Source organism: Arthrobacter sp. R3-55 (genome assembly GCF_054161505.1).
This window is the reverse complement of the sequence record NZ_CP096423.1, coordinates 1,415,336-1,435,385: the sequence shown is the minus strand read 5'-3', so window position 1 is coordinate 1,435,385 and position 20,050 is coordinate 1,415,336. Positions and strand designations below refer to the sequence as shown.

The following is a 20,050-nucleotide window of genomic DNA, read 5'->3' as shown; positions in this document are numbered from 1 at the left end:
CTATCGGGCTGCTTCGCCGGTCATGTTCCCAAGTGCCGCGCCGTTAGGCTTAATCCCATGCCTCACGCACCGCAGGAACAGATCGCACCCTTGCTGACCACCGAAGGATGGGAACTTCTTGCCTCCTTGGGGCCTTACCGCGAAGCGGACTCTTTCAGCCTCAACGCCGACCTCAGGAAGGCCGGTCACTCCCCTGAACTGGTGGCCGCCGTCCTCACGCAATCCAGGTTGCGGACACGTGCGGAGGCAAAGTTCGGTGAGTTTGCCCGGCAGATGCTGTTCACCCAGGCAGGGTTGGAACAGGCCACGCGCCTGAACGTCGCTGCCCGGCATGCCGAACGCTTCATCAAGGCCGGGATTTCCCATGTGGCCGATCTCGGCTGTGGCCTCGGCGCCGACTCCATGGCCATGGCGTCCATGGACATCTCGGTAACTGCCGTTGAAATGGATGAAACCACTGCCGCCTGCGCCACCATCAACCTCATGCCGTTTCCGCATGCCACCGTGGTGCACTCCGATGCCACGTCCGTGGAACTGGACGGGATCGACGGCGTATGGCTGGACCCCGCACGACGCACCACCTCTACGTCGGGAACCAAGCGGATCTGGGACCCGGAGGCTTTCTCTCCTCCGCTGTCCTTCGTGGAGAAACTGGCAGCAACCGGACGTGCCATCGGCGTCAAAATGGGGCCGGGCATCCCCCACGAATCAGTCCCCTCCGGCTGTGAGGCCCAATGGGTTTCGGTAGGCGGTGACGTCACCGAGGTGACCTTGTGGTTCAACGCCGTGGCCCGCCCCGGAGTGCGCCGTGCGGCTTTGGTCATCGGCAGCCAGGGCGCGGCTGAAATCACCAGCGGCGAGGACTTCGACGGCGGCCCGGCAGCCGACGTCGGGCCTGTGGAGGGTTTCCTCTACGAACCCGACGGCGCAGTGATCCGCGCCGGACTGGTGGCTGACATCGCAGAACAATTGGGCGGGCATCTGGTGGACGAACACATCGCCTACATCTGCGCTCCCGGGCTGCACGACACACCTTTTGCCCGCGCTTACAAGGTGCTGGAAGTAATGCCCTACAACGTCAAGGCCCTCAAAGCCTGGGTGAAAAGCAACGGCATCACCGTTCTGGACATTAAGAAGCGTGGCACGGCCGTGACTCCTGAGGAACTGCGCAAGCAACTTCTTCCCGCCAAACCCGTCAAGGGCAAAGACGCGAAAACAGCCACCCTCGTCCTCACCAGGATCGGCGAGGAAAGAGTGGCTGTTGTGGTGGAGCCGGTAACGGGCTAGGGCGTCAGCGGCGGGAGAACTCCGAGGCTTCGCGGACCTGCTCGGCGGTGGGGCGCACGCCCGTGTAGAGGACAAACTGTTCCTCGGCTTGGATGGCAATGACCTCCGCGCCCGTGATTACCTTCTTGCCCGCCTTCCGGGCAGCGCTGATCAACGGGGTCTCGGACGGCAAGGCCACGACGTCAAAGACCACCTGTGCCGCGCCGATTGTGGCGTCATCGAAGGACTGGGCCGCCTCGTCCGCGCCCGCCATCCCCAGCGGGGTGACGTTGATGATGAGGTCCGCTGTTGAGCCATTGACGTCGTCCTGCCAGCTGAATCCGTAAAGGTCCGCGAGGGCCCTGCCGGTGGTTTCATTCCGGGCCACGATAGTGACGGCAGTGAACCCGGCGTCCCGGAGGGCGGCGGCGACTGCCTTGGCCATGCCGCCGGCACCGCGGAGCAGAACGGTGTGGCTGTTGGGGACCTGATGGTCCTTCAGGAGCCGTGCAATGGCGATGTAGTCGGTGTTGTAGGCGGTGAGGACGCCGTCGTTATTGACGATGGTGTTCACCGAATCGATGGCTTTGGCTGAGGGGTCCATCACGTCAACCAACGGGATGACGGCTTCCTTGTAGGGCATGGACACCGCGGCGCCCCGGATGGGGAGGCCGCGGATGCCAGCCACTGCGAGCGTGATGTCCGCCGGGGCGAATGCCTTGTAGACAAAGTTCAGGCCGAGCAGATCGTACAGATAATTGTGGAACCTGGTCCCGATGTTGCTGGGCCGGGCCGCAAGCGAAATGCACAGGGACATGTCTTTGTTCAGGATTGGCATTCCCCCATTAAACAACGCACCCCTGACACTGCCGTTCCAGCGCTGCCGTGCGACTAACCCTGGCGCGCCTTCATCCTCGGGTTGTTCTTGTTGATGACGAAGGTACGCCCGCGCCGGCGCACGATCTGCGCGCCGGGGATCTTCTTGAGGGCACGCAGCGAATTCCTGACCTTCATGGTGTTTCTCCTTCTGTTGGGTGTTGCGGCTTAGAGGGCGTCGCTGAGTTCCAAAGGGTCGTCCCAGACGCCGAAGTCCAGTTCCATTTCGGCTTCCGTCAATTGGCATCCGTCCAAGAGTTCGCGGATTTCGGCGGGATCAATGTCCTCCGAACGTCCGGTAACGGCCAGGACAGTGCCGCGGTCGCCGTGGTGCGGATGCCAGTCAAGAAAGGCATCGACATCGGAGCCGGCCTTTCCTACAGCCCCCTTGCCAAGGCCCGCTTCGGCGGAGTCGGCCACCCAGTTCCCGGTACTTTCGAGCCATACCCTGGGCCCTATGCCCTGGACGGCGATCCTCCGCGTGGGCGCCGACGCGATCCAGAGACGGCCGCGCAGCCAATGGGTCCCGATCGCCAGTTGCGGCAGGGCATCCCGGAACCGTCCGGGGTGGAGCGGACGGCCGGTTCTGTGAAGTACGGTCCGAAAGGGGCCCGGCGCCTGGTTCAGGGGAACACGCACGACGCCGGGCCGGTTGCGTGCCGCTGCTTCGGCATCGTCAAAGCATCCCGGCCGGAATTCGTCAGCCGCTCCGACGGCGTGGGCATGGGGTGCCAACTGGCCCAGCAGTTCCAGGCCAAGGAGCCATGGCTCCGCCCCCTCGCGGGGGTCCCCGGTCAGCACTGCCCCCAGGCCCGGGTGGACCATTACGGTGTCCACCTGGCCGAACTCACCGATCAGGAATTCGCCACTGGTGCGCTCGTCCTGGGGCATTGAGGTGAAGCCGGATTCGTAGAGTGTGTGGCGATCCCAGATGTGGTCATCCAGATCCGCAGGGTCGATGGCGAGCACGGCGTTGTCGATCTCAGCCGGCCGGCTGAGGCCACGGCGAAGCTCTGCCACGGCCATTCCGGCGGCAACGCCCGGCGGCAGGCCAAGCACCACATGGTCAAAGCCGCACGCTGCGAGCCGTTCCGCCGTTGGAACAACGTCGAGCCGGACAGTGCAGCTGAGGCAACCGTGCTCCAGGACCGTGGTCTCGCGTTCGAAGAGCTGCCCGCCGCGGTAGACGCGACGAAGGACCAGTGAACCGTCCAGGAGATCGTGGAGGACCACCACGGAGTTCTCATGGGTGCGGCCGAGCCTCGTGGTGGCGGCCTCCCGGCATTGGCTGTCCAGGGAACTGACGACTGTGAGGTGCATGGGTTGATTCTAATGCGAACAGTTCTCATTAGCAAACAGGGGAAGATTACGGGGCGCCTGACCGCCGATATTACGGGTGTTCCCGCTGCATTAGACTTGATCCGACCGCTGGCGGCCCCACAGCGGGGAACCGTGCCCGGCTGATACCACCACAATGAGGGGACTACGTGCAGATTGATTTTGCGCCATCCAGGCAATCGACACTGGGTGTGGAATGGGAGTTGGCGCTCGTCAATGCACGCACCGGGGAACTTGTATCGGTAGCGAACGATGTCCTGAAGGGCGTCGCCGCCAACCACCCGGACCTCAATGAGGACGACGAACACCCCCATATCAAGCGCGAACTGCTTCTCAATACTGTGGAACTGGTCACCGGCATCTGCGAGACCGTCAAGGACGCCAAAGAGGACCTTGGCCGTTCACTCGCTGCGGTCCGCGAAGTTACGGACCCCATGGGCGTCGAAGTCTTCTGCGCAGGCAGCCACCCCTTCAGCCCTCCCCTGCTCCAACCCGTCACGGACAAAGAGCGCTACGCCAAACTCATCGAGCGGACCCAATGGTGGGGCCGCCAGATGGTCATTTACGGCGTGCACGTCCATGTGGGCATTGACCGCCGCGACAAAGTCCTCCCCATCTTGGACGGCTTGGTCAACTACTTCCCGCACTTCCAGGTACTGTCCGCCTCCAGCCCCTACTGGGCGGGTGAGGAAACAGGGTATGCATCCCAACGCGCCTTGATGTTCCAGCAACTCCCTACCGCCGGGCTGCCCTTCCAGTTCGAAACCTGGGAGGCGTACGAGTCCTACGTCCAGGACATGTTCACCACAGGAGTCATCGACTCCACGTCCGAAATCCGGTGGGACATCCGCCCCGTTTCAAACCTGGGCACCATCGAAATGCGCATCTGCGACGGCTTGGCCACGCTTGAAGAAGTAGGCGCCATTGCTGCACTGACCCAGTGCCTGGTGGACGAATTCTCCTCAACCCTGGACGCCGGCGGCAGCATTCCCACCATGCCGCCATGGCATGTCCAGGAGAACAAATGGCGTGCCGCACGGTACGGCATGGAGGCCATCATCATCCTTGACGCCCAGGGCAATGAGCAGTTGGTCACCGAACACCTCGCCGAGACAGTCGCCCGGCTGGAACCAGTGGCAGCTAAGCTCGGTTGCTCCGAAGAGCTGGCCGACGTCTTGAAGATCATCGAACGCGGAGCAAGCTACCAGCGCCAACGGCGTGTTGCTGCCGAGCACGACGGAGACCTGCAGGCAGTTGTCATGGACCTCGTACAGCAGATGCGCAAGGGTCCGGACGCTTAACTCCCCACGCTAGGCCGGTACTGACACCGTCGTGACCGGCATGGAGGAATCGGGGGCAAAGCCAATTCCGCTCGGCCCAACACCTGCCATGATCAACTGCGCACCGAGGGCCGCCACCATGGCACCGTTGTCAGTGCACAGGTTTAGGGGCGGGACGTGGAGCCTGATCCCTGCCGAAGCACAGCGTTGCCCGGTCAGTTCCCTTAACCGCGAGTTCGCTGCCACTCCTCCACCGAGAAGGACATCGGTAATGCCATGTTCCTTGCAGGCCAGGACTGCCTTGGAACTGATCACGTCCACCACGGCTTCCTGGAAAGCCGCCGCAATGTCTGCCACGGGCACTTCCTCACCCCTGGCCTCAAACTGTTCAACGCACCGGGCCACGGCTGTCTTCAAGCCGCTGAAAGACCAGTCATAACGGTGCGGGCCCTTCTCTTCGGCCGTTCCCATGTACTTCGGCTGGGAGAGGCCCCGGGGGAAACGGATTGACTTGGGATTGCCTTGGCGTGCCAGTTTGTCAATGGCAGGTCCACCCGGGTACCCGAGGCCGAGGATGCGGGCCACCTTGTCGTAGGCTTCGCCTGCGGCGTCATCGATGGTTGAACCCAGCAACTCCACGTCGTCAGTGATGCTCCTGATGCGCAGGATCTCCGTGTGCCCACCCGAGACCAACAGGGCGCCGAGATTTTCCGGCAACGTGCCGGCACCCGGGCCGGCGGCAGCACCGGCGTCGGGCTTGCCATCCTGCGCCGACGTGCGATCAAGGAGCCCCACCCCAACGTGCGCCACCAAATGGTTGATGGCGTAGAGCGGCTTGCCGGTAGCGACGGCCAAGGCCTTGGCAGCACAAACACCTACCATCAGTGCGCCTGCGAGCCCCGGACCCGAAGTGACGGCGATGGCATCAATTTCATCCAACGTGACGCCGGCCTCCTGCAGCGACTCCTGCAAGGTAGGCACAAAAGCGTCCAAGTGGGCGCGGGAAGCGATCTCCGGGATGACCCCGCCAAAACGTACGTGCTCCTCCATGGACGAGGACACCGTGTTGGTGAGCAGCGTGGTGCCACGCACAATTCCTACTCCGGTCTCGTCGCACGAGGACTCGATGCCAAGCACCAAAGGCTGCTTGGGGTGTTCCGGATAAGCGCCGCTCACGCTGTAGCTCCTTCGTGGGGTTTGTTCAGTTCAAGCCGCATGATCAGGGCATCCGTGCCGTCCCGGTAATAGCGGGGACGGACGTGGATCTGTTCGAAGCCGAAGCGCAGGTACAACTGCTGGGCTCGGGGATTGTCCGCCCGCACCTCCAGGAGGACATCGGCCGCGCGGCGGCGCCGTGCTTCATCGATGAGTTCGGTCAGGACGGCGGAGCCGATGCCCTTTCCTTCGAATTCAGGCACGACGGCGATCGTCTGGACATCCGCGATCGGCTCAATGCACATCAACCCGGCATACGCCACGATCTCCCCGGCGACCTCGGCCACTACATAGCGGCGGGTTTCAGGCTGGGCCAGTTCATCGAAGAACATCTGCAAGGGCCACGCATCCACCGGAAACAACCGGCGCTCCAGGGTCTCCACCGCAGGGATGTCGGCCTCGGTCATGTCGCGGAGGCGAACCCCTGCAAGTTCAGGCTTGGGTGGGAATTTCACAGTTTCCGCTCCCTCACAGCGCGCGCTTACGTGGCCCGGGAACCTGGGCGTCGGACTCCCTCAGGTACAGCGGGGTGGAGTCCAACAAGGCCTGCCCCGCAGTGAGTCTGGCCAAAGCGAACTGGCCCAGTGCGGCCGCGTCAGGCTGGGTGGCGGCAAAGTCCTCATTCGCCTTAAGGACACCGGCATACAAGCCTGCGCCTGCACCAAACACCGGCAAGTCCGGAAGTTCGGAGGCGAAACCAACATGGGGGCCGTCCACGAGCTCGGGAAGCTGATCCTGTGCCAGCGTGTAGCGGGCCCAGTAAACCTCTTTGCGCCGCGCATCCGTGGCCACCAGGAATTCAGGAGTGGCAGCAGTGGACTCCGCCACCTCCAAGGCGATGGCATCCAGGCTCATGAGTCCGTACAACGGTTTGTTCCAGACGAAGGCCAGGGTTCGCGCGGTCGCAATGCCGGAGCGCAGGCCCGTAAAAGGGCCCGGTCCAACCCCGGCCACAATCGCATCGATATCCGCACCCGTAACTCCTGCTCCGTCCAGGAGTTTTTCGATCCCGGGCGCCAGGACTTCAGCATGGCTGCGGGTGTCCTCGGTGGCGAAGGAATCCACCACGCCCTCCATGGCGTCATTGGAAATCAGTGCGGCGCTTGCCACGGCCGAGGTGTCTATTGCCAGGATCAGCATTAGTTGCCTTTCTCTGGTGATGGGGCTTCCAGGACCCGCGGAACCTCGGCCCAGCGGGGACCGTAGCCACGGAAAACAAGGGTGCGGGGTTCGTCGTCGTCATCGGTGTCGAAGTCCAGGACGTCGCCGTCAGTTGGGGTTGCCGGGGCTGCCGTGGCCGCTCCGCCGACCGACCGGTGCAGGTCAATCTCCAAACGGCTGTCCGAGAGGTGCTCTACCCGGTCCCGGCCCCACTCCACTACGGTAACGGCAGTGTCCATGGTGTTCTCCAGATCGATGTCATCGATCTCCGCTGACGAATCCAGCCGGTAGGCATCCACATGGACCAGATCCGGGCCTCCGGGTCGCGGGCCATCGGCAAGATTGGGATGGATCCGTACCAACACGAACGTGGGTGAAATGATGCCCGCACGCACCCCAAGGCCTTCGCCCAGGCCTTGGGTGAACGTCGTCTTGCCCGCACCCAGCTCGCCGGTCAGGACCAGGAGATCCCCGGCTTCAAGTACCCCACCCAATGCTGCTGCGAGCGCATGCGTCTGCTCCGCCGTCGTGACCTTGAGCGTCCGCTCCCACTGGGCTTCGCTCATAGCGCTGCCGTCCTTGCTGCGCTGTGGGCATCGGCCGGGGCGGGCAGCTCGTTGACGTAGCTGCGTGGCACCCGGGGGCTGATGCGGGTGACGATTTCGTAGTTGTTGGTGCCCGCGGCCGCGGCCCAGTCGTCAGCCGTAGGGCCTCCGTCTGCACCGTTGCCGAACATGACGGCTTCGGCACCCTTGAGGCCTGCCGCCTTTTCAGGGGACACCGGTCCCAGGTCGATCACCATCTGGTCCATGGCAATTCTGCCTACCACCGGGTAATTGGTTCCGTCCACCCTCACAGGACCTCCGGTGGCAATGCGGGGGACACCGTCCGCGTAACCCAACGGCACCAGGCCCAGTGTGCTTTCCTGGCTGGTCCGGTAGTTGAGTCCGTAGGAAACGCCCTGGCCTTCGGGGACCTTCTTGCAGTTGGACAGCAGGGTCCGGACCGTCATGGCCGGATGCAGCCCAAGTTCCGCGGACGTTGCCCCTTCGAACGGCGACAATCCGTAGATACCAAGGCCTACGCGGACAAGGTCGAAGTGGGAGTCCGGGCGGGACAGCGTGGCCGGGGTGTTGGCGATGTGACGGACTTCAGTGTCCACACCGGCGTCCTCAGCCATGGCAATTGCCTCACGGAAGACTGCCAGCTGTTCATCGGTTTCGGGACGGTGCGGCTCATCTGCCACGGCGAGGTGCGAGAAGATGCCCACCACGCGCAGCAGGCCTTGGTCCTGGTAGTCCATGGCTTGACCCACCAGCTGGTCCCAGTCGGCAATGGTGCAGCCGTTACGACCCAGCCCGGTGTCCACCTTCAAATGAACGCGCGCAGGCCGTTCCTGTTCGCGGGCTGCCGCTACCACGGCGTCCAGCTCCCAGCCGGAAATTCCGACGTCGACACCGGCGGCGACTGCTGCCTGGAAGTTACTCTCACGGGTGTGCAGCCAAGCCAGCAAGGGCGCATCCACACCGGCGGCGCGCAAGGCGAGCGCCTCGGAAATGTGCGCAACACCCAACCAGGCCGCCCCGGCGTCGAGCGCTGCACGGGCCACTTGGACGGCCCCGTGGCCATAAGCGTCAGCCTTGACCACGGCCATGACAGCTGCCGGGGAGGCGATGCCGACGAATTGACGAACGTTGTGCCGCACGGCTTCGAGGTCAATGATGGCGGAGCGTTCCAGCACCGCCGATTTTGCTATGGAGGCTTTCGACCCGATACCGATATCTGCAGCTGCTTCGTAAGTCACCCTAGAGATTCTAGTAGGGCCGGTGAATTCGGGTTAACTGCCGGCCCTTCCTGTGCTTCGCCACTGCGCGTCGCTACTGTGCGTCCGACAAATGCGCGATCGTGGCCCGGGCACGTCGCTGGGCTTCGGCCGGGATGTCCTTGACAATCGGTTCCAGGAACGCGAAGCGCCGCAGCCACTGGCTGGACTGCCGTTCCTTCCGCGCATTGGCCCGCTGCCACCAGTCTGCGATGTCACCCCATCCCGGAGCCGCCAGTGAGCCACCCACTTCCTGGACTGCCAGTGAGGCGCACAGGTTGGCGAACCTGAGCCGGTCCCCCAACCTCCACCCCGCCAGGCAACCCACTATGAAGGCCGCCCCAAAGCAGTCGCCCGCGCCTGTGGGGTCGTAGGCGGAGACCGGGAGGGAGGGCACCCATTCTTCCTCGCCGGTCTCGGAGTCCACTGCAACCGCGCCCTGCGGTCCGAGCGTCACCACGGCCACGGGAACGCGGTCTGCCAGGGAGTACAGCGCAGCCCACGGGTCCGCTTTGCCGGTGAAGGCCATGGCTTCGGGCGCATTGGGCAGGAAGGCATGGAAATTTTCCAGTAAGTCCAGCCGGCGTTCGGACCACTCCCCCGTGGGGTCCCAACCCACCACACCGAAAAGTTTGGTGCCGCTTTCCTTTGCCGCGAGCATCCACGGCTCCAGTTCTTCGCCCAGGTCAGCGACGGCGGCGAGCGCCCTGGGCGGTTTGCCCATGAGCTCCGAAGAACTAATGGGCGCCGGATGTCCGTGGGTGACCATGGACCTGTCCTGGTTCACGCAGAGGGATACGGTCACGGGTGAGTGCCAGCCCGGAACCTTCCTCGAAAGTGAGAGGTCCACGTGTTCCTGGCTTTCGAGGATCTGCCAGTTGTAGTCTCCGTAGCCATCGTCCCCGAAGGTGGCGGCGAGGTTGGTGCGCAGGCCCAGCCGGGCAGCAGCGATGGCTTGGTTGGCCACCCCGCCGGGGCAGCTTCCCATGCCCTCGCTCCAGATCTCCGTGCCGGGTTCGGGCGAGTGGGGCAGGCCCGTGAAGATGATGTCCTGGAAAACCGTTCCTGTCAGGAGGAGGTCGCAGTGTTGCTCCCCGTCGGACCGTATGGAAGCAAGGGGATCAAAGCGTCGCTGGGGCATAGCGTCCATGCACCGCAGACTACGCTGCACCGTACCGGGCTGCATAGATGGGGAGGCGTGCATAGACTCGGGTCATGCGGCTCATGATCGCCGGTGGCGGCGGCTTCCGGGTACCCCTTGTCTACCGGGCTTTGTGCACGGGCCCCTTCGCCGGCCTGGTGGAGGAGTTGGTGCTCTTCGATGTGGACGCCGAGCGGCTGGCAGCTATTGAGGCCGTCATACGGGACATGCCCGCCGCGGACGGTTCCCCGCCCGTCGTCGTGGTGTCCACCGACCTGCCCGAGGCTCTCACCGGGACGGACATGGTGTTTGCGGCCATCCGGCCGGGCGGCACTGCGGGGAGGATCGCCGACGAACGCGTGGCATTGGACCTGGGCTTGCTCGGACAGGAAACCACGGGCGCCGGTGGGATCGCGTACGCGCTCCGTTCGATCCCCCGCATGCTGGAACTCGCCCAAGCGATGCGGCAGCATTGCCCCGAGGCATGGCTCATCAATTTCACCAACCCCGCCGGCATGGTCACGGAGGCGTTGGTACCAGTGTTGGGGCGGAAGGTCATCGGCATCTGCGATTCCGCAGGCGGCCTGGTCCAGCGGGCGGCGCGGGCTGCCGGCACGCCGCTGGCCGAAGGAACGCTCGACGGCGTGGGCTACTTCGGGCTGAACCACCTCGGCTGGCTTTATCGGCTGGCCCCCGGCGGGTGGGATCTGCTGCCCGGGCTGCTGGCGGACCACGCTGCGCTCGAGACCATCGAAGAAGGCAGGTTGTTCGGGCAGCACACCCTGCTGCAGCTTGGCTGCCTGCCCAACGAATACCTGTACTACTACTACCAAACAGCCCGGGCTACCGATGCGATCCGCCGGCAGCAGGAAACCCGGGGTGCATCAATCCACCACCAGCAGAGTTCCCTCTACCCTGCCCTGGTCCAGGACCCGCACGCCTTCGAGTTGTGGGACAGCGCCCGCAGGTCCCGTGAGGAAGGCTACCTGGCAGAGGCCCGCGCCCAAGGCGAGCAGCGGGACGAGGCCGATCTCGCAGGCGGGGGCTATGAGCGGGTGGCGTTGTCCGTAATGCGGGCGTTGTCCGGCGGTGGTCCTGCCCGGCTGATTCTGAACGTGCCCAACGCCCCGGTGTCGCTTGCCGGGCCTGTTGCCGAGGTGGCGGTGCCCGGGTTGCCGGCGGACGCCGTCGTCGAGGTTCCCTGCGAGGTGACGGACGACGGCGCGTGGCCGCTTGCACAAGAACGGCCCGGCGGGCAGTTCCTCACGCTGATGCAGCACGTCAAGGAGGTGGAGCGACTGACGATCAGAGCAGTGGTGCACGGCGAGCGCAGTGCGGCCGTCGGGGCGTTCGCGGCGCATCCGCTGATTGGGTCGGAGGCGCTGGGAGAGCAGCTGCTGGCCGGATACGAGGCCGCATTTCCCGAACTGCAAAGGTTGTGGGGAGCTACAGCTTCCGGTACATGACGTGCAGGCCGACGTACCCGATTTCCGGGTGATCGAACGCTTCAGGAACCGTGGCCAATATCCGGAAGCCCATGGACTGCCACAGCCACACCGCCCGGACGTTGCTTTCCACCACGGCGTTGTACTGCATGGCGTAGAAGCCTGCTGCCTTGGCTTCGCTCAATGAATAGGCACAAAGTGCGCGGGCAATTCCCTGCCCCGAGTTGTTGGCTCCCACCATGTACCCGGCGTTGGCCACGTGGCTGCCGCCTCCGGCCTGGTTGGCATGGAACTCCCCCGTTCCCAGGATGTCGCCTGAGTCCTTTCCCACAGCTACGAACGTTTGGCCGGGGGCTTCCTTGGTCCATTTGCTCCGGGCTGCCTCCTCTGAGGTGTCGCGGTCCCAGGTGAAGGTCTCACCGGCGCGGATCACCGGTTCCAGGATGGCCCAGATCCCGGGCCAGTCTTCAGGAGTGGCTTTGCGGATGTCGAAAGTCTGTTCTTGGCTCACACGCGCCACGGTAGCAGCCTTGTCCACATAGCCGGGTTGCCGTGGGATGGCTTGGATCAGCAGGAGTAGTGTTTTCTGCAGGGCAAAGGCGTGTTTGCTGTTTGCTGTTTGCTGGGAAGTGTCAGGAGGAATGCGGTGCCGTTGATCCGTCGGGTGGCGTTCCTGTCCTTGCACACCTCCCCCATGGAACAGCCAGGAGCCGGAGACGCCGGTGGGATGAACGTCTACGTGCGGGCATTGGCCATGGCACTCGCGGAATCCGGCGTGGAAGTCGAAATCTTCACCCGGTCCACCAAAGCCGGCCAGGCCGCCGTCGAACATCCCGGGCCGGGCGTCTGCGTCCATAACGTCATGGCGGGACCGCGCCATAAAGTGCCCAAGGAAGAGCTGCCCGCCCTCCTGCACCAGATGGTGGAACAAATCGACCGGATCCGTGGAAGCCAACTGCACGGCCGCTACGACGCCATCCATTCCCACTATTGGGTTTCCGGTGTGGCGGGACTTGAACTGTCCCAGCTCTGGGGTGTTCCCCTGGTGCACACCATGCACACCATGGCCAAGGTCAAAAACCTTGTCCTGGAATCCGGTGAGCGGCCCGAGCCCCGTCGGCGTGAAGAGGGTGAGCAGCGGATCGTCGATGGCGCGGCCCGGCTGGTGGCTAACACTCCTGCCGAAGCCGAAGAGTTGGTTTCCCATTACGGGGCCGATCTCGACAGGATCGACGTCGCCCCGCCCGGCGTGGACCTCAAAGTCTTTACGCCATCCTTCCGGCGGAAGTCACGTTCCCTGCGGGGTGTCAGGCCGGACAGCTTCCATATCCTCTTCGCCGGCAGGATCCAACGGCTCAAAGGACCGCAGGTTTTTGTCAAGGCCGCGGGAATCCTCCGCAAGCGCCGGCCGGACATCGATCTTGAAATGACAATTTTGGGTTCGCTCAGCGGGGCCAAGGACTTCAACCTCCAGCACATCATCGAAGACGCCGGGCTGGCCGACGTCGTCACGCACCGGCCGCCGGTTGTGGCTCCGGAGCTGGCCAGCTGGTTCCGCTCCGCAGACGTGGTGGTAATGCCCTCCTTCAGCGAATCATTCGGTTTGGTGGCCTTGGAAGCACAGGCGTGCGGTACACCCGTAGTGGCCACTAACGTCGGCGGCCTCTCCCGCGCCATTTCCGACGGCCGCACCGGCATGCTGGTGGACGGGCACGATCCCTCTGATTGGGCAGACGCGCTGGAGGACCTCTACGACGACGTCCAGACACGGGAAGACATGGGTCGGTTGGCTGCCACCCATGCCGAGTCCTTCGGATGGCAGCGGACGGCAGCCATCACCCTGGAAAGCTACCGCGAAGCAGTAGGCGGCCTGTTGGTCCCCCGGCGCTGAGTCTTCGCCGGATCACCAGCAGGGACTGGTAGATTGACGCGCACAGCGAACCAACGCCTGCAGCACCAAGCCCGCTGCGGGGACACCCAGCCGAAGGACAATGATGTCTGAAGACAAGGTCATGTCGGATCTTGAGATTGCCCGCAACGCCACCATCCTGCCCATTGTGGACATCGCCCAACAGGCGGGCATACCCGTGGACGCCCTTGAGTTGTACGGGCCCTACAAGGCCAAGATCAATCCGGCCAAGCTGGTCTTTCCTGCGGGCAAGTCCTCCGGCAAAGTGGTGCTGGTCTCGGCAATGTCCCCCACCCCGGCAGGTGAAGGCAAGTCAACCACCACCGTAGGCCTTGCGGACTCCCTGGCCCGGGCAGGACACAAGGTGATGATTGCCCTTCGCGAGCCCTCCCTCGGTCCCATCCTGGGCATGAAGGGAGGAGCCACCGGCGGCGGATACTCCCAAGTGCTGCCGATGGATGACATCAACCTGCATTTCACCGGCGACTTCCACGCGATCACGTCCGCCAACAACGCCCTCATGGCGCTGGTGGACAACCACATTTTCCAAGGCAACGAACTCGGCATCGATCCCCGGCGCATGACCTTCAAACGGGTGCTGGACATGAACGACCGCGCGCTGCGGGAAGTGGTCATCGGTCTCGGCGGACCTGTGCAGGGCGTGCCCAGACAGGACGGCTTTGACATCACTGTCGCGTCCGAAATCATGGCGGTGTTCTGCCTGGCCAAGGACCTGGACGACCTCCGCGCACGGCTGGGCCGGATCACTTTTGGTTACACCTATGATCGCGCACCGGTCACAGTTTCGGACCTTGGCGTAGAGGGCGCCCTGACCATGCTGTTGAAGGATGCCATCAAGCCCAACCTGGTCCAGACCATCGCAGGAACGCCGGCGTTGGTCCACGGTGGCCCGTTCGCCAACATCGCCCATGGCTGCAACTCACTCATAGCCACCAGCACGGCCATGCAGCTGGCCGACATCGTGGTCACTGAAGCCGGGTTCGGAGCCGATCTCGGCGCTGAGAAGTACATGGACATCAAGGCGAGAATCGCCGACGTGGCCCCATCCGCCGTCGTGGTTGTTGCCACCATCCGTGCCCTCAAGATGCAGGGCGGGGTCCCCAAGGACCAACTCAGCCAGCCCAACGTAGAGGCCGTGGCTGCCGGAGTGGAGAACCTCCAAAGACACGTCCGGAACGTCTCGAAGTTCGGCATCTCCCCCATCGTGTCCATCAACAAATTCGCCACGGACACCCCCGAGGAACTGGAATGGCTGCTCGCTTGGTGCGCGGCGGAAGGCGTGGAAGCCGCCGTCGCCGATGTCTGGGGCCGGGGCGGAGGGGGCGACGGTGGCGACGAGCTTGCCGCTAAGGTGGCAGCGGCCCTGTCCTCGCCGTCGGACTTCCACCATCTCTACCCGCTGGAGCTGCCTGTGGAGGAGAAGATCCGGACCATCGTGCAGGAAATCTACGGGGCCGACGGCGTCGAATTCTCGGTTCCTGCCCTCAGGCGCCTTGCCGAGATCGAGAAGAACGGCTGGCAGGACTTCCCCGTCTGCATGGCCAAGACACAGTACTCATTCACGGACGATGCCTCCAGGCTGGGGGCGCCCAAAGGTTTCACAGTGCACGTCCGCGAGCTGATCCCCAAAACCGGCGCCGGGTTCATTGTCGCGTTGACCGGCGCTGTCATGACCATGCCCGGGCTGCCCAAGGAACCGGCCGCCATGCGCATGGACGTGGACGCCGAAGGTCAACCCACGGGCCTCTTCTGACCCTCTCCCACATCCCTCGGGCTTCAACCCAACCCCCTCCCACATCCCCCGGGCTTCAACCCAGCCCTCTCCCACATCCCTCGGGCATCAACCCAACCCCTCCCACAACCCCCGGGCATCAACCCAACCCCCTCCCACAACCCCCGGGCTTGGACGGGTTACGGCTGCACTGTTTCCCGAGCCGGCCGGCTTGATGGGAGGCTGCAGTCTGTGAATATTTGAAGCCGCTGCCCGTTGGGGATCTGTGGCTGCATGTGTCCGCGAATCGATCAGCGAAGCAGGTAGCTAAAAGATCGAGGATGGGCAGTACTTTTATGAACGGGCTCGTGCCTGCGCCGGCACCCGGAGGACGCGGGAGTCCCGACCCGGATCCGGTACCCGATGATCGGGGGCTTGTGGCGCGGGGAACACCAGACAATCTTGGCCGAAAACGAACGGTTGTAAGCAGAGGTCGAGTCCCTGGGACATGTCAACGAAGTCTTTGCTGCGAAGCAATGTAGAGCCAGGGACCTGATAGAGGGACCCACCCAAACCCGCGGGACCTGATAGAGGGACACACCCAAACCCGCGGGACCTGAAAGAGGGACCCACTCAAACCCGCGGGACCTGATAGAGGGTCCGGGATACGACAAACGCCCCCGCATCGGAATACAGGGGCGCCTGGCGTGAAGGAACGTTTAGCGTTCGATGTCGCCGCGGATGAAGGCTTCAACCTTGTCGCGGGCGAGGTCGTCGTTGAACTGCTCCGGCGGGGACTTCATGAAGTAGCTGGAAGCGGAGAGCAGCGGGCCGCCGATGCCGCGATCCAGGCCGATCTTCGCAGCGCGGATGGCGTCGATGATCACGCCGGCGGAGTTCGGGGAGTCCCAGACTTCGAGCTTGTACTCGAGGGAAACGGGGGCATCGCCGAAGTTGCGGCCTTCAAGGCGTACGAAGGCCCACTTGCGGTCATCGAGCCAGGCAACGTAGTCGGACGGTCCGATGTGGACGTCATCGGCGTGCAGCTCAGCTTCAACGTTGGACGTAACAGCCTGGGTCTTGGAGATCTTCTTGGACTCAAGGCGGTCGCGCTCCAACATGTTCTTGAAGTCCATGTTGCCGCCGACGTTCAGCTGGTACGTGCGGTCCAAGGTGACACCGCGGTCTTCGAACAGCTTGGCCATGACGCGGTGCGTGATGGTGGCACCGATCTGGCTCTTGATGTCATCGCCAACAATCGGGACACCGGCTTCGGTGAACTTGTCAGCCCACTCCTTGGTGCCTGCGATGAAGACGGGCAGTGCGTTGACGAAAGCAACGCCGGCGTCGATGGCGCACTGGGCGTAGAACTTTGCAGCCTGGTCCGAGCCAACGGGCAGGTAGCAGACCATGACGTCGGCCTTGGCTTCGCGGAGAGCGGCGACAATGTCAACGGCTTCTTCCGAAGCTTCAACGATCGTTTCGCGGTAGTACTTACCCAAACCATCCAAGGTGTGGCCGCGCTGAACAGTCACACCCGTGGCGGGAACGTCGGCGATCTTGATGGTGTTGTTTTCGCTGGCACCGATGGCGTCCGCGAGGTCCAGCCCAACCTTCTTGCTATCGACGTCGAAAGCAGCAACGAACTGGACGTCGTTGACGTGGTACTTGCCGAACTCCACGTGCATCAGACCCGGGATCGTGGCCTTGGGGTCAGCGTCGCGATAGTACTGAACACCTTGGACCAACGATGCGGCGCAGTTACCTACGCCGACAATGGCAACACGAATCGGATGTGAAGACACGGAACTCCTTTTGAGAAATAACCTCAGGTGCCAGGCGCATCCTGACTGAGTCCAGGGCACGGCTGAATGGCACGGCGCCATTCGGCGCACACTTGCATTGTAACCAACACAGCGGGAGCCGGTTTTGTTCCCTGCCGGCCCCCGCTGTTTGCGTCAGTTCCTGGAAGCTACTTCTGCTCCCACAGGTTGATGTCCGATTCCACGGCAAATTCGTCAATCGCGGTCAACTCATCGGTGGTGAACTTCAGGTTGTTGATTGCGCTGAGGGTGTCCTCGAGCTGAGCCACGCTGGAAGCACCAACCAGCGCAGAGGTGACGGGCGAGCCCTTGGGCTGATCGCGCAGGATCCACGCAATGGCCATCTGCGCGAGCGTCTGCCCACGCCCCTCGGCAATGGCATTCAGTCCCCGTACGCGGTCCAATTTGTCTTCGGTCAACGCGGACTCCGAAAGGAACCGTTCCTTTGCTGCACGGGAGTCGGCCGGAACACCGTTGAGGTACCGGTTGGTGAGCATTCCCTGGGCCAGAGGCGAGAACGCGATGGAACCGGCACCCACTTGGTCCAGTGCTTCGTAGAGGTTGGGCGAGCCGTTCTCTGTCCAGCGGTTCAGCATGGAGTAGCTGGGCTGATGGATGAGCAGCGGTGTTCCGAGTTCCTTGAGGATCCGTGCAGCTTCGAGCGTCTGCTCAGGAGTGTAGGAGGAGATACCGGCGTAGAGGGCCTTGCCGGACCGGACCGCGTAGTCCAACGCACCCATGGTCTCTTCCAGGGGTGTCTCGGGATCGGGTCGGTGACTGTAGAAAATGTCCACATACTCCAGGCCCATCCGCTCCAGCGACTGGTCGAGGCTGGAGATCAGGTACTTACGGGACCCCCACTCACCGTAAGGGCCGGGCCACATGTAGTAGCCGGCTTTGGTGGAGATCACCAGTTCGTCACGGTACGGCTTGAAGTCGTCCTTCAAGTGACGCCCGAAGTTGGTCTCCGCTGATCCATCCGGCGGTCCGTAGTTGTTGGCGAGATCGAAGTGGTTCACGCCGAGGTCGAAGGCACGACGCAGGATGGCGCGCTGTTCGTCGAATCGTTTGTCGTCGCCGAAGTTGTGCCAGAGGCCCAGCGAGATTGCGGGGAGCTTCAGTCCACTGCGTCCGACGCGGCGGTAGGGCATGGTTTCGTAGCGGTTTTCCGCAGCCGAATAAGTCATACGTACCATCCTGCCACTGCACAAACGGGGGCGACGGCGGTGTCCGCCATGTGGGCGCCGTCACCCCCGTTGGACAGGCTTAGTGGACGCGCACGACGGCGGCGCTACCGCCGGGAAGCGTCAACGTACCGCCTTCCAGGGCTGCTTTGTTGTCGGTAGCCAGCAACACCCAGCCGCTCAGCGGGGTATCGAGAGCTTCGTCCCCAAAGTTGCAGACCACCCGGACCTTTCCGCGGGAGAACTGAAGCCAGTGTTCGTCGTCGTCGAACTCAACGGATATCGCCTCGAAGCCGCCCTCAACCAGCTCCGGAGTATTCCGGCGCAGCTGTGCTAAATCCCTGTACAACTGCAGCAAGCGCCCGTGATCGCCTTCACCGGCTTCGTCCCATTTGAGCTTGGAACGCTGGAACGTTTCCGGGTCCTGCGGGTCGGGCACCACAGCGGGGTCCCATCCCATGCGTTCGAACTCCTTGATCCGCCCCTCCGCCGTAGCCTTTCCAAGCTCAGGTTCCGGGTGGGAGGTGAAGAACTGCCAGGGAGTGGAAGCCCCGAACTCCTCGCCCATGAACAACATGGGCGTGAAGGGGGACGTCATGGTCAGCACAGCACCGATAGCCAGCTTTCCGTAGGACAACGACGCAGTGAGCCGATCACCGGTTGCCCGGTTGCCGATTTGGTCGTGGTTCTGCAGGCACACCACCAGTGCGGACGGGTGGGCGAGGTCGTGCCTGATTGGCCTGCCATGGTGCCGTCCCCGGAAGCTGGAGTAGCTGCCATCATGAAGGAAGCCGTGCTCCAGGACCTTCGCCAGGACGGCAAGGGAGTCAAAGTCCGCGTAGTAGCCGGTGGTCTCCCCGCTCAGGTTGACGTGCACTGCGTGGTGGAAGTCGTCGCTCCATTGGCCCTCGAGCCCATAACCGTTGTCCATGCGCGGGTAGATGAGCCGCGGATTGTTCAGGTCCGATTCCGCGATCATGGTCCGGGGAATTCCCGTCTCCGCCTCGATTTCATCCCCCAGTGCTCCAAACTCCTCGAGGATGTGCACGGCGCGCTCGTCGCGCAAGGCATGAACAGCATCAAGACGCAGTCCGTCCACGTGATAGTCCCGGAGCCACATGGCGGCGTTTTCGAGGATGTAGCGGCGAACATCGTCTGATCCAGGTCCGTCCAGATTGACCGAGTCACCCCAGGTGTTGCCCTCCCCCGACTTCAGGTAGGGACCGAATTTGGGCAGGTAGTTCCCACTCGGTCCAAGGTGGTTGTAGACAACATCCTGGATGACTCCCAAGCCAGCGGCGTGCGCGGCATCAACGAATCGCTGGTACGCAGCCGGGCCGCCATACGGCTCGTGGACGGCGTACCAGAGAACGCCGTCGTAACCCCAGTTGTGGACTCCGTTGAAACCGTTGACCGGCAGCAGCTCGATGAAGTCCACCCCCAGGTCCACCAGGTAGTCCAGCTTGCCGGCGGCTGCATCCAAGGTGCCCTCAGGGGTGAAGGTGCCCAGGTGCAGTTCATAGATGACAGCCCCCTTGAGTTGCCGGCCCTTCCAGCCCGAGTCCTGCCACTGATGGGCTGAGGGATCAAACGTGGCCGACAACCCGTGAACGCCGTCCGGTTGGCGCCGCGAGCGCGGATCCGGGAACGGCCCTTCGCCATCGACGATGTACCCGTACGGCACACCGTCGCCATCCTGACCGGCCGCCTCAGCCGGCGCCCGCCACCAACCGGGCGCGGCGCCGTCGTGGTGTTGTTCCATGGTGTGCTCGCGCCCATCGGCAAGAAGCCGGACCGAATCAGCGTTCGGCGCCCAGACGTCGTAGCGGTTTTTTCCAGCAGCGTGCTCCAGCATCAT

18 protein-coding genes are annotated in these 20,050 nt (G+C 63.5%); 5 read left to right on the top strand and 13 right to left on the bottom strand.

What is annotated here, in order from left to right; translation table 11 throughout:
• Positions 1-57: 57 nt before the first annotated feature.
• Positions 58-1,287, top strand: a complete 1,230-nt coding sequence (locus tag M1D51_RS06755) for a THUMP-like domain-containing protein (protein WP_458108997.1) — start codon at positions 58-60, stop codon at positions 1,285-1,287.
• A 4-nt stretch (positions 1,288-1,291) separates the two neighbouring features.
• Here M1D51_RS06755 and M1D51_RS06750 read toward each other — a convergent pair whose 3' ends face one another.
• The 3 genes from M1D51_RS06750 to M1D51_RS06740 are packed head-to-tail and all read right to left on the bottom strand — an operon-like array spanning position 1,292 to position 3,462.
• A complete protein-coding gene (locus tag M1D51_RS06750) occupies positions 1,292-2,104 on the bottom strand; it encodes a shikimate 5-dehydrogenase (protein WP_458108996.1) in 813 nt (270 codons plus the stop codon).
• Positions 2,105-2,157: 53 nt separating this feature from the next.
• Entirely contained in the window at positions 2,158-2,280 is a 123-nt protein-coding gene (ykgO, locus tag M1D51_RS06745) for a type B 50S ribosomal protein L36 (RefSeq protein ID WP_011775528.1), read from the bottom strand.
• A gap of 30 nt (positions 2,281-2,310) precedes the next feature.
• The gene (locus M1D51_RS06740; RefSeq protein ID WP_458108995.1) at positions 2,311-3,462 is read right to left on the bottom strand and encodes a GTP-binding protein; all 1,152 of its coding nucleotides are present in this window, start codon (positions 3,460-3,462) and stop codon (positions 2,311-2,313) included.
• A 167-nt stretch (positions 3,463-3,629) separates the two neighbouring features.
• On the opposite strand from M1D51_RS06740, the gene M1D51_RS06735 reads away from it, so the two are divergent.
• Positions 3,630-4,781, top strand: coding sequence for a glutamate--cysteine ligase (locus M1D51_RS06735; protein WP_458108994.1), 1,152 nt, complete (start codon positions 3,630-3,632; stop codon positions 4,779-4,781).
• A gap of 9 nt (positions 4,782-4,790) precedes the next feature.
• Here M1D51_RS06735 and tsaD read toward each other — a convergent pair whose 3' ends face one another.
• The 6 genes from tsaD to M1D51_RS06705 form a co-directional block, all read right to left on the bottom strand.
• On the bottom strand, positions 4,791-5,936 hold the full coding sequence (gene tsaD / locus M1D51_RS06730; RefSeq protein WP_458108993.1) for a tRNA (adenosine(37)-N6)-threonylcarbamoyltransferase complex transferase subunit TsaD: 1,146 nt from the start codon (positions 5,934-5,936) through the stop codon (positions 4,791-4,793).
• On the bottom strand, positions 5,933-6,430 hold the full coding sequence (rimI, locus tag M1D51_RS06725) for a ribosomal protein S18-alanine N-acetyltransferase (protein ID WP_172322683.1): 498 nt from the start codon (positions 6,428-6,430) through the stop codon (positions 5,933-5,935). The genes tsaD and rimI overlap by 4 nt, the downstream gene beginning before the upstream one ends.
• A 13-nt stretch (positions 6,431-6,443) precedes the next feature.
• Positions 6,444-7,115: a tRNA (adenosine(37)-N6)-threonylcarbamoyltransferase complex dimerization subunit type 1 TsaB gene (gene tsaB, locus M1D51_RS06720; RefSeq protein WP_458108992.1), complete on the bottom strand. Its 672-nt coding sequence runs from the start codon at positions 7,113-7,115 to the stop codon at positions 6,444-6,446.
• Complete coding sequence (tsaE, locus tag M1D51_RS06715) at positions 7,115-7,702, bottom strand: tRNA (adenosine(37)-N6)-threonylcarbamoyltransferase complex ATPase subunit type 1 TsaE (RefSeq protein WP_458108991.1); 588 nt, start codon at positions 7,700-7,702, stop codon at positions 7,115-7,117. The genes tsaB and tsaE overlap by 1 nt, the downstream gene beginning before the upstream one ends.
• Positions 7,699-8,940 (bottom strand): alanine racemase, encoded by a 1,242-nt coding sequence (alr, locus tag M1D51_RS06710; protein WP_458108990.1) that lies wholly within the window; start codon positions 8,938-8,940, stop codon positions 7,699-7,701. Before alr ends, tsaE begins: the two co-directional genes overlap by 4 nt.
• A 73-nt stretch (positions 8,941-9,013) precedes the next feature.
• On the bottom strand, positions 9,014-10,108 hold the full coding sequence (locus tag M1D51_RS06705; RefSeq protein WP_253951392.1) for a carbohydrate kinase family protein: 1,095 nt from the start codon (positions 10,106-10,108) through the stop codon (positions 9,014-9,016).
• A gap of 65 nt (positions 10,109-10,173) precedes the next feature.
• On the opposite strand from M1D51_RS06705, the gene M1D51_RS06700 reads away from it, so the two are divergent.
• Complete coding sequence (locus M1D51_RS06700) at positions 10,174-11,565, top strand: 6-phospho-beta-glucosidase (protein ID WP_458108989.1); 1,392 nt, start codon at positions 10,174-10,176, stop codon at positions 11,563-11,565.
• Here the strand turns inward: M1D51_RS06700 and M1D51_RS06695 are convergent.
• Positions 11,546-12,064, bottom strand: a complete 519-nt coding sequence (locus tag M1D51_RS06695) for an N-acetyltransferase family protein (protein ID WP_458108988.1) — start codon at positions 12,062-12,064, stop codon at positions 11,546-11,548. The two genes, M1D51_RS06700 and M1D51_RS06695, sit on opposite strands and share 20 nt — an antisense overlap.
• Positions 12,065-12,190: 126 nt before the next feature.
• Here M1D51_RS06695 and mshA point away from each other — a divergent pair, with 126 nt between their 5' ends.
• Both mshA and M1D51_RS06685 read left to right on the top strand, forming a co-directional pair.
• Positions 12,191-13,435 carry a D-inositol-3-phosphate glycosyltransferase gene (gene mshA / locus M1D51_RS06690; protein WP_172322676.1) on the top strand — a complete coding sequence of 415 codons (1,245 nt, stop codon included), beginning with the start codon at positions 12,191-12,193 and terminating at the stop codon, positions 13,433-13,435.
• A gap of 103 nt (positions 13,436-13,538) precedes the next feature.
• A complete protein-coding gene (locus tag M1D51_RS06685) occupies positions 13,539-15,227 on the top strand; it encodes a formate--tetrahydrofolate ligase (protein ID WP_458108987.1) in 1,689 nt (562 codons plus the stop codon).
• Positions 15,228-15,904: 677 nt separating this feature from the next.
• Here the strand turns inward: M1D51_RS06685 and M1D51_RS06680 are convergent.
• The 3 genes from M1D51_RS06680 to treZ all read right to left on the bottom strand — a co-directional run bounded on the left by M1D51_RS06680 (position 15,905) and on the right by treZ (position 20,047).
• On the bottom strand, positions 15,905-16,990 hold the full coding sequence (locus M1D51_RS06680) for an inositol-3-phosphate synthase (protein WP_054808938.1): 1,086 nt from the start codon (positions 16,988-16,990) through the stop codon (positions 15,905-15,907).
• A 167-nt stretch (positions 16,991-17,157) separates the two neighbouring features.
• On the bottom strand, positions 17,158-18,195 hold the full coding sequence (mgrA, locus tag M1D51_RS06675; protein ID WP_172322675.1) for an L-glyceraldehyde 3-phosphate reductase: 1,038 nt from the start codon (positions 18,193-18,195) through the stop codon (positions 17,158-17,160).
• Between the two features lie 79 nt (positions 18,196-18,274).
• The gene (gene treZ / locus M1D51_RS06670; RefSeq protein WP_458109554.1) at positions 18,275-20,047 is read right to left on the bottom strand and encodes a malto-oligosyltrehalose trehalohydrolase; all 1,773 of its coding nucleotides are present in this window, start codon (positions 20,045-20,047) and stop codon (positions 18,275-18,277) included.
• Positions 20,048-20,050: the final 3 nt, after the last annotated feature.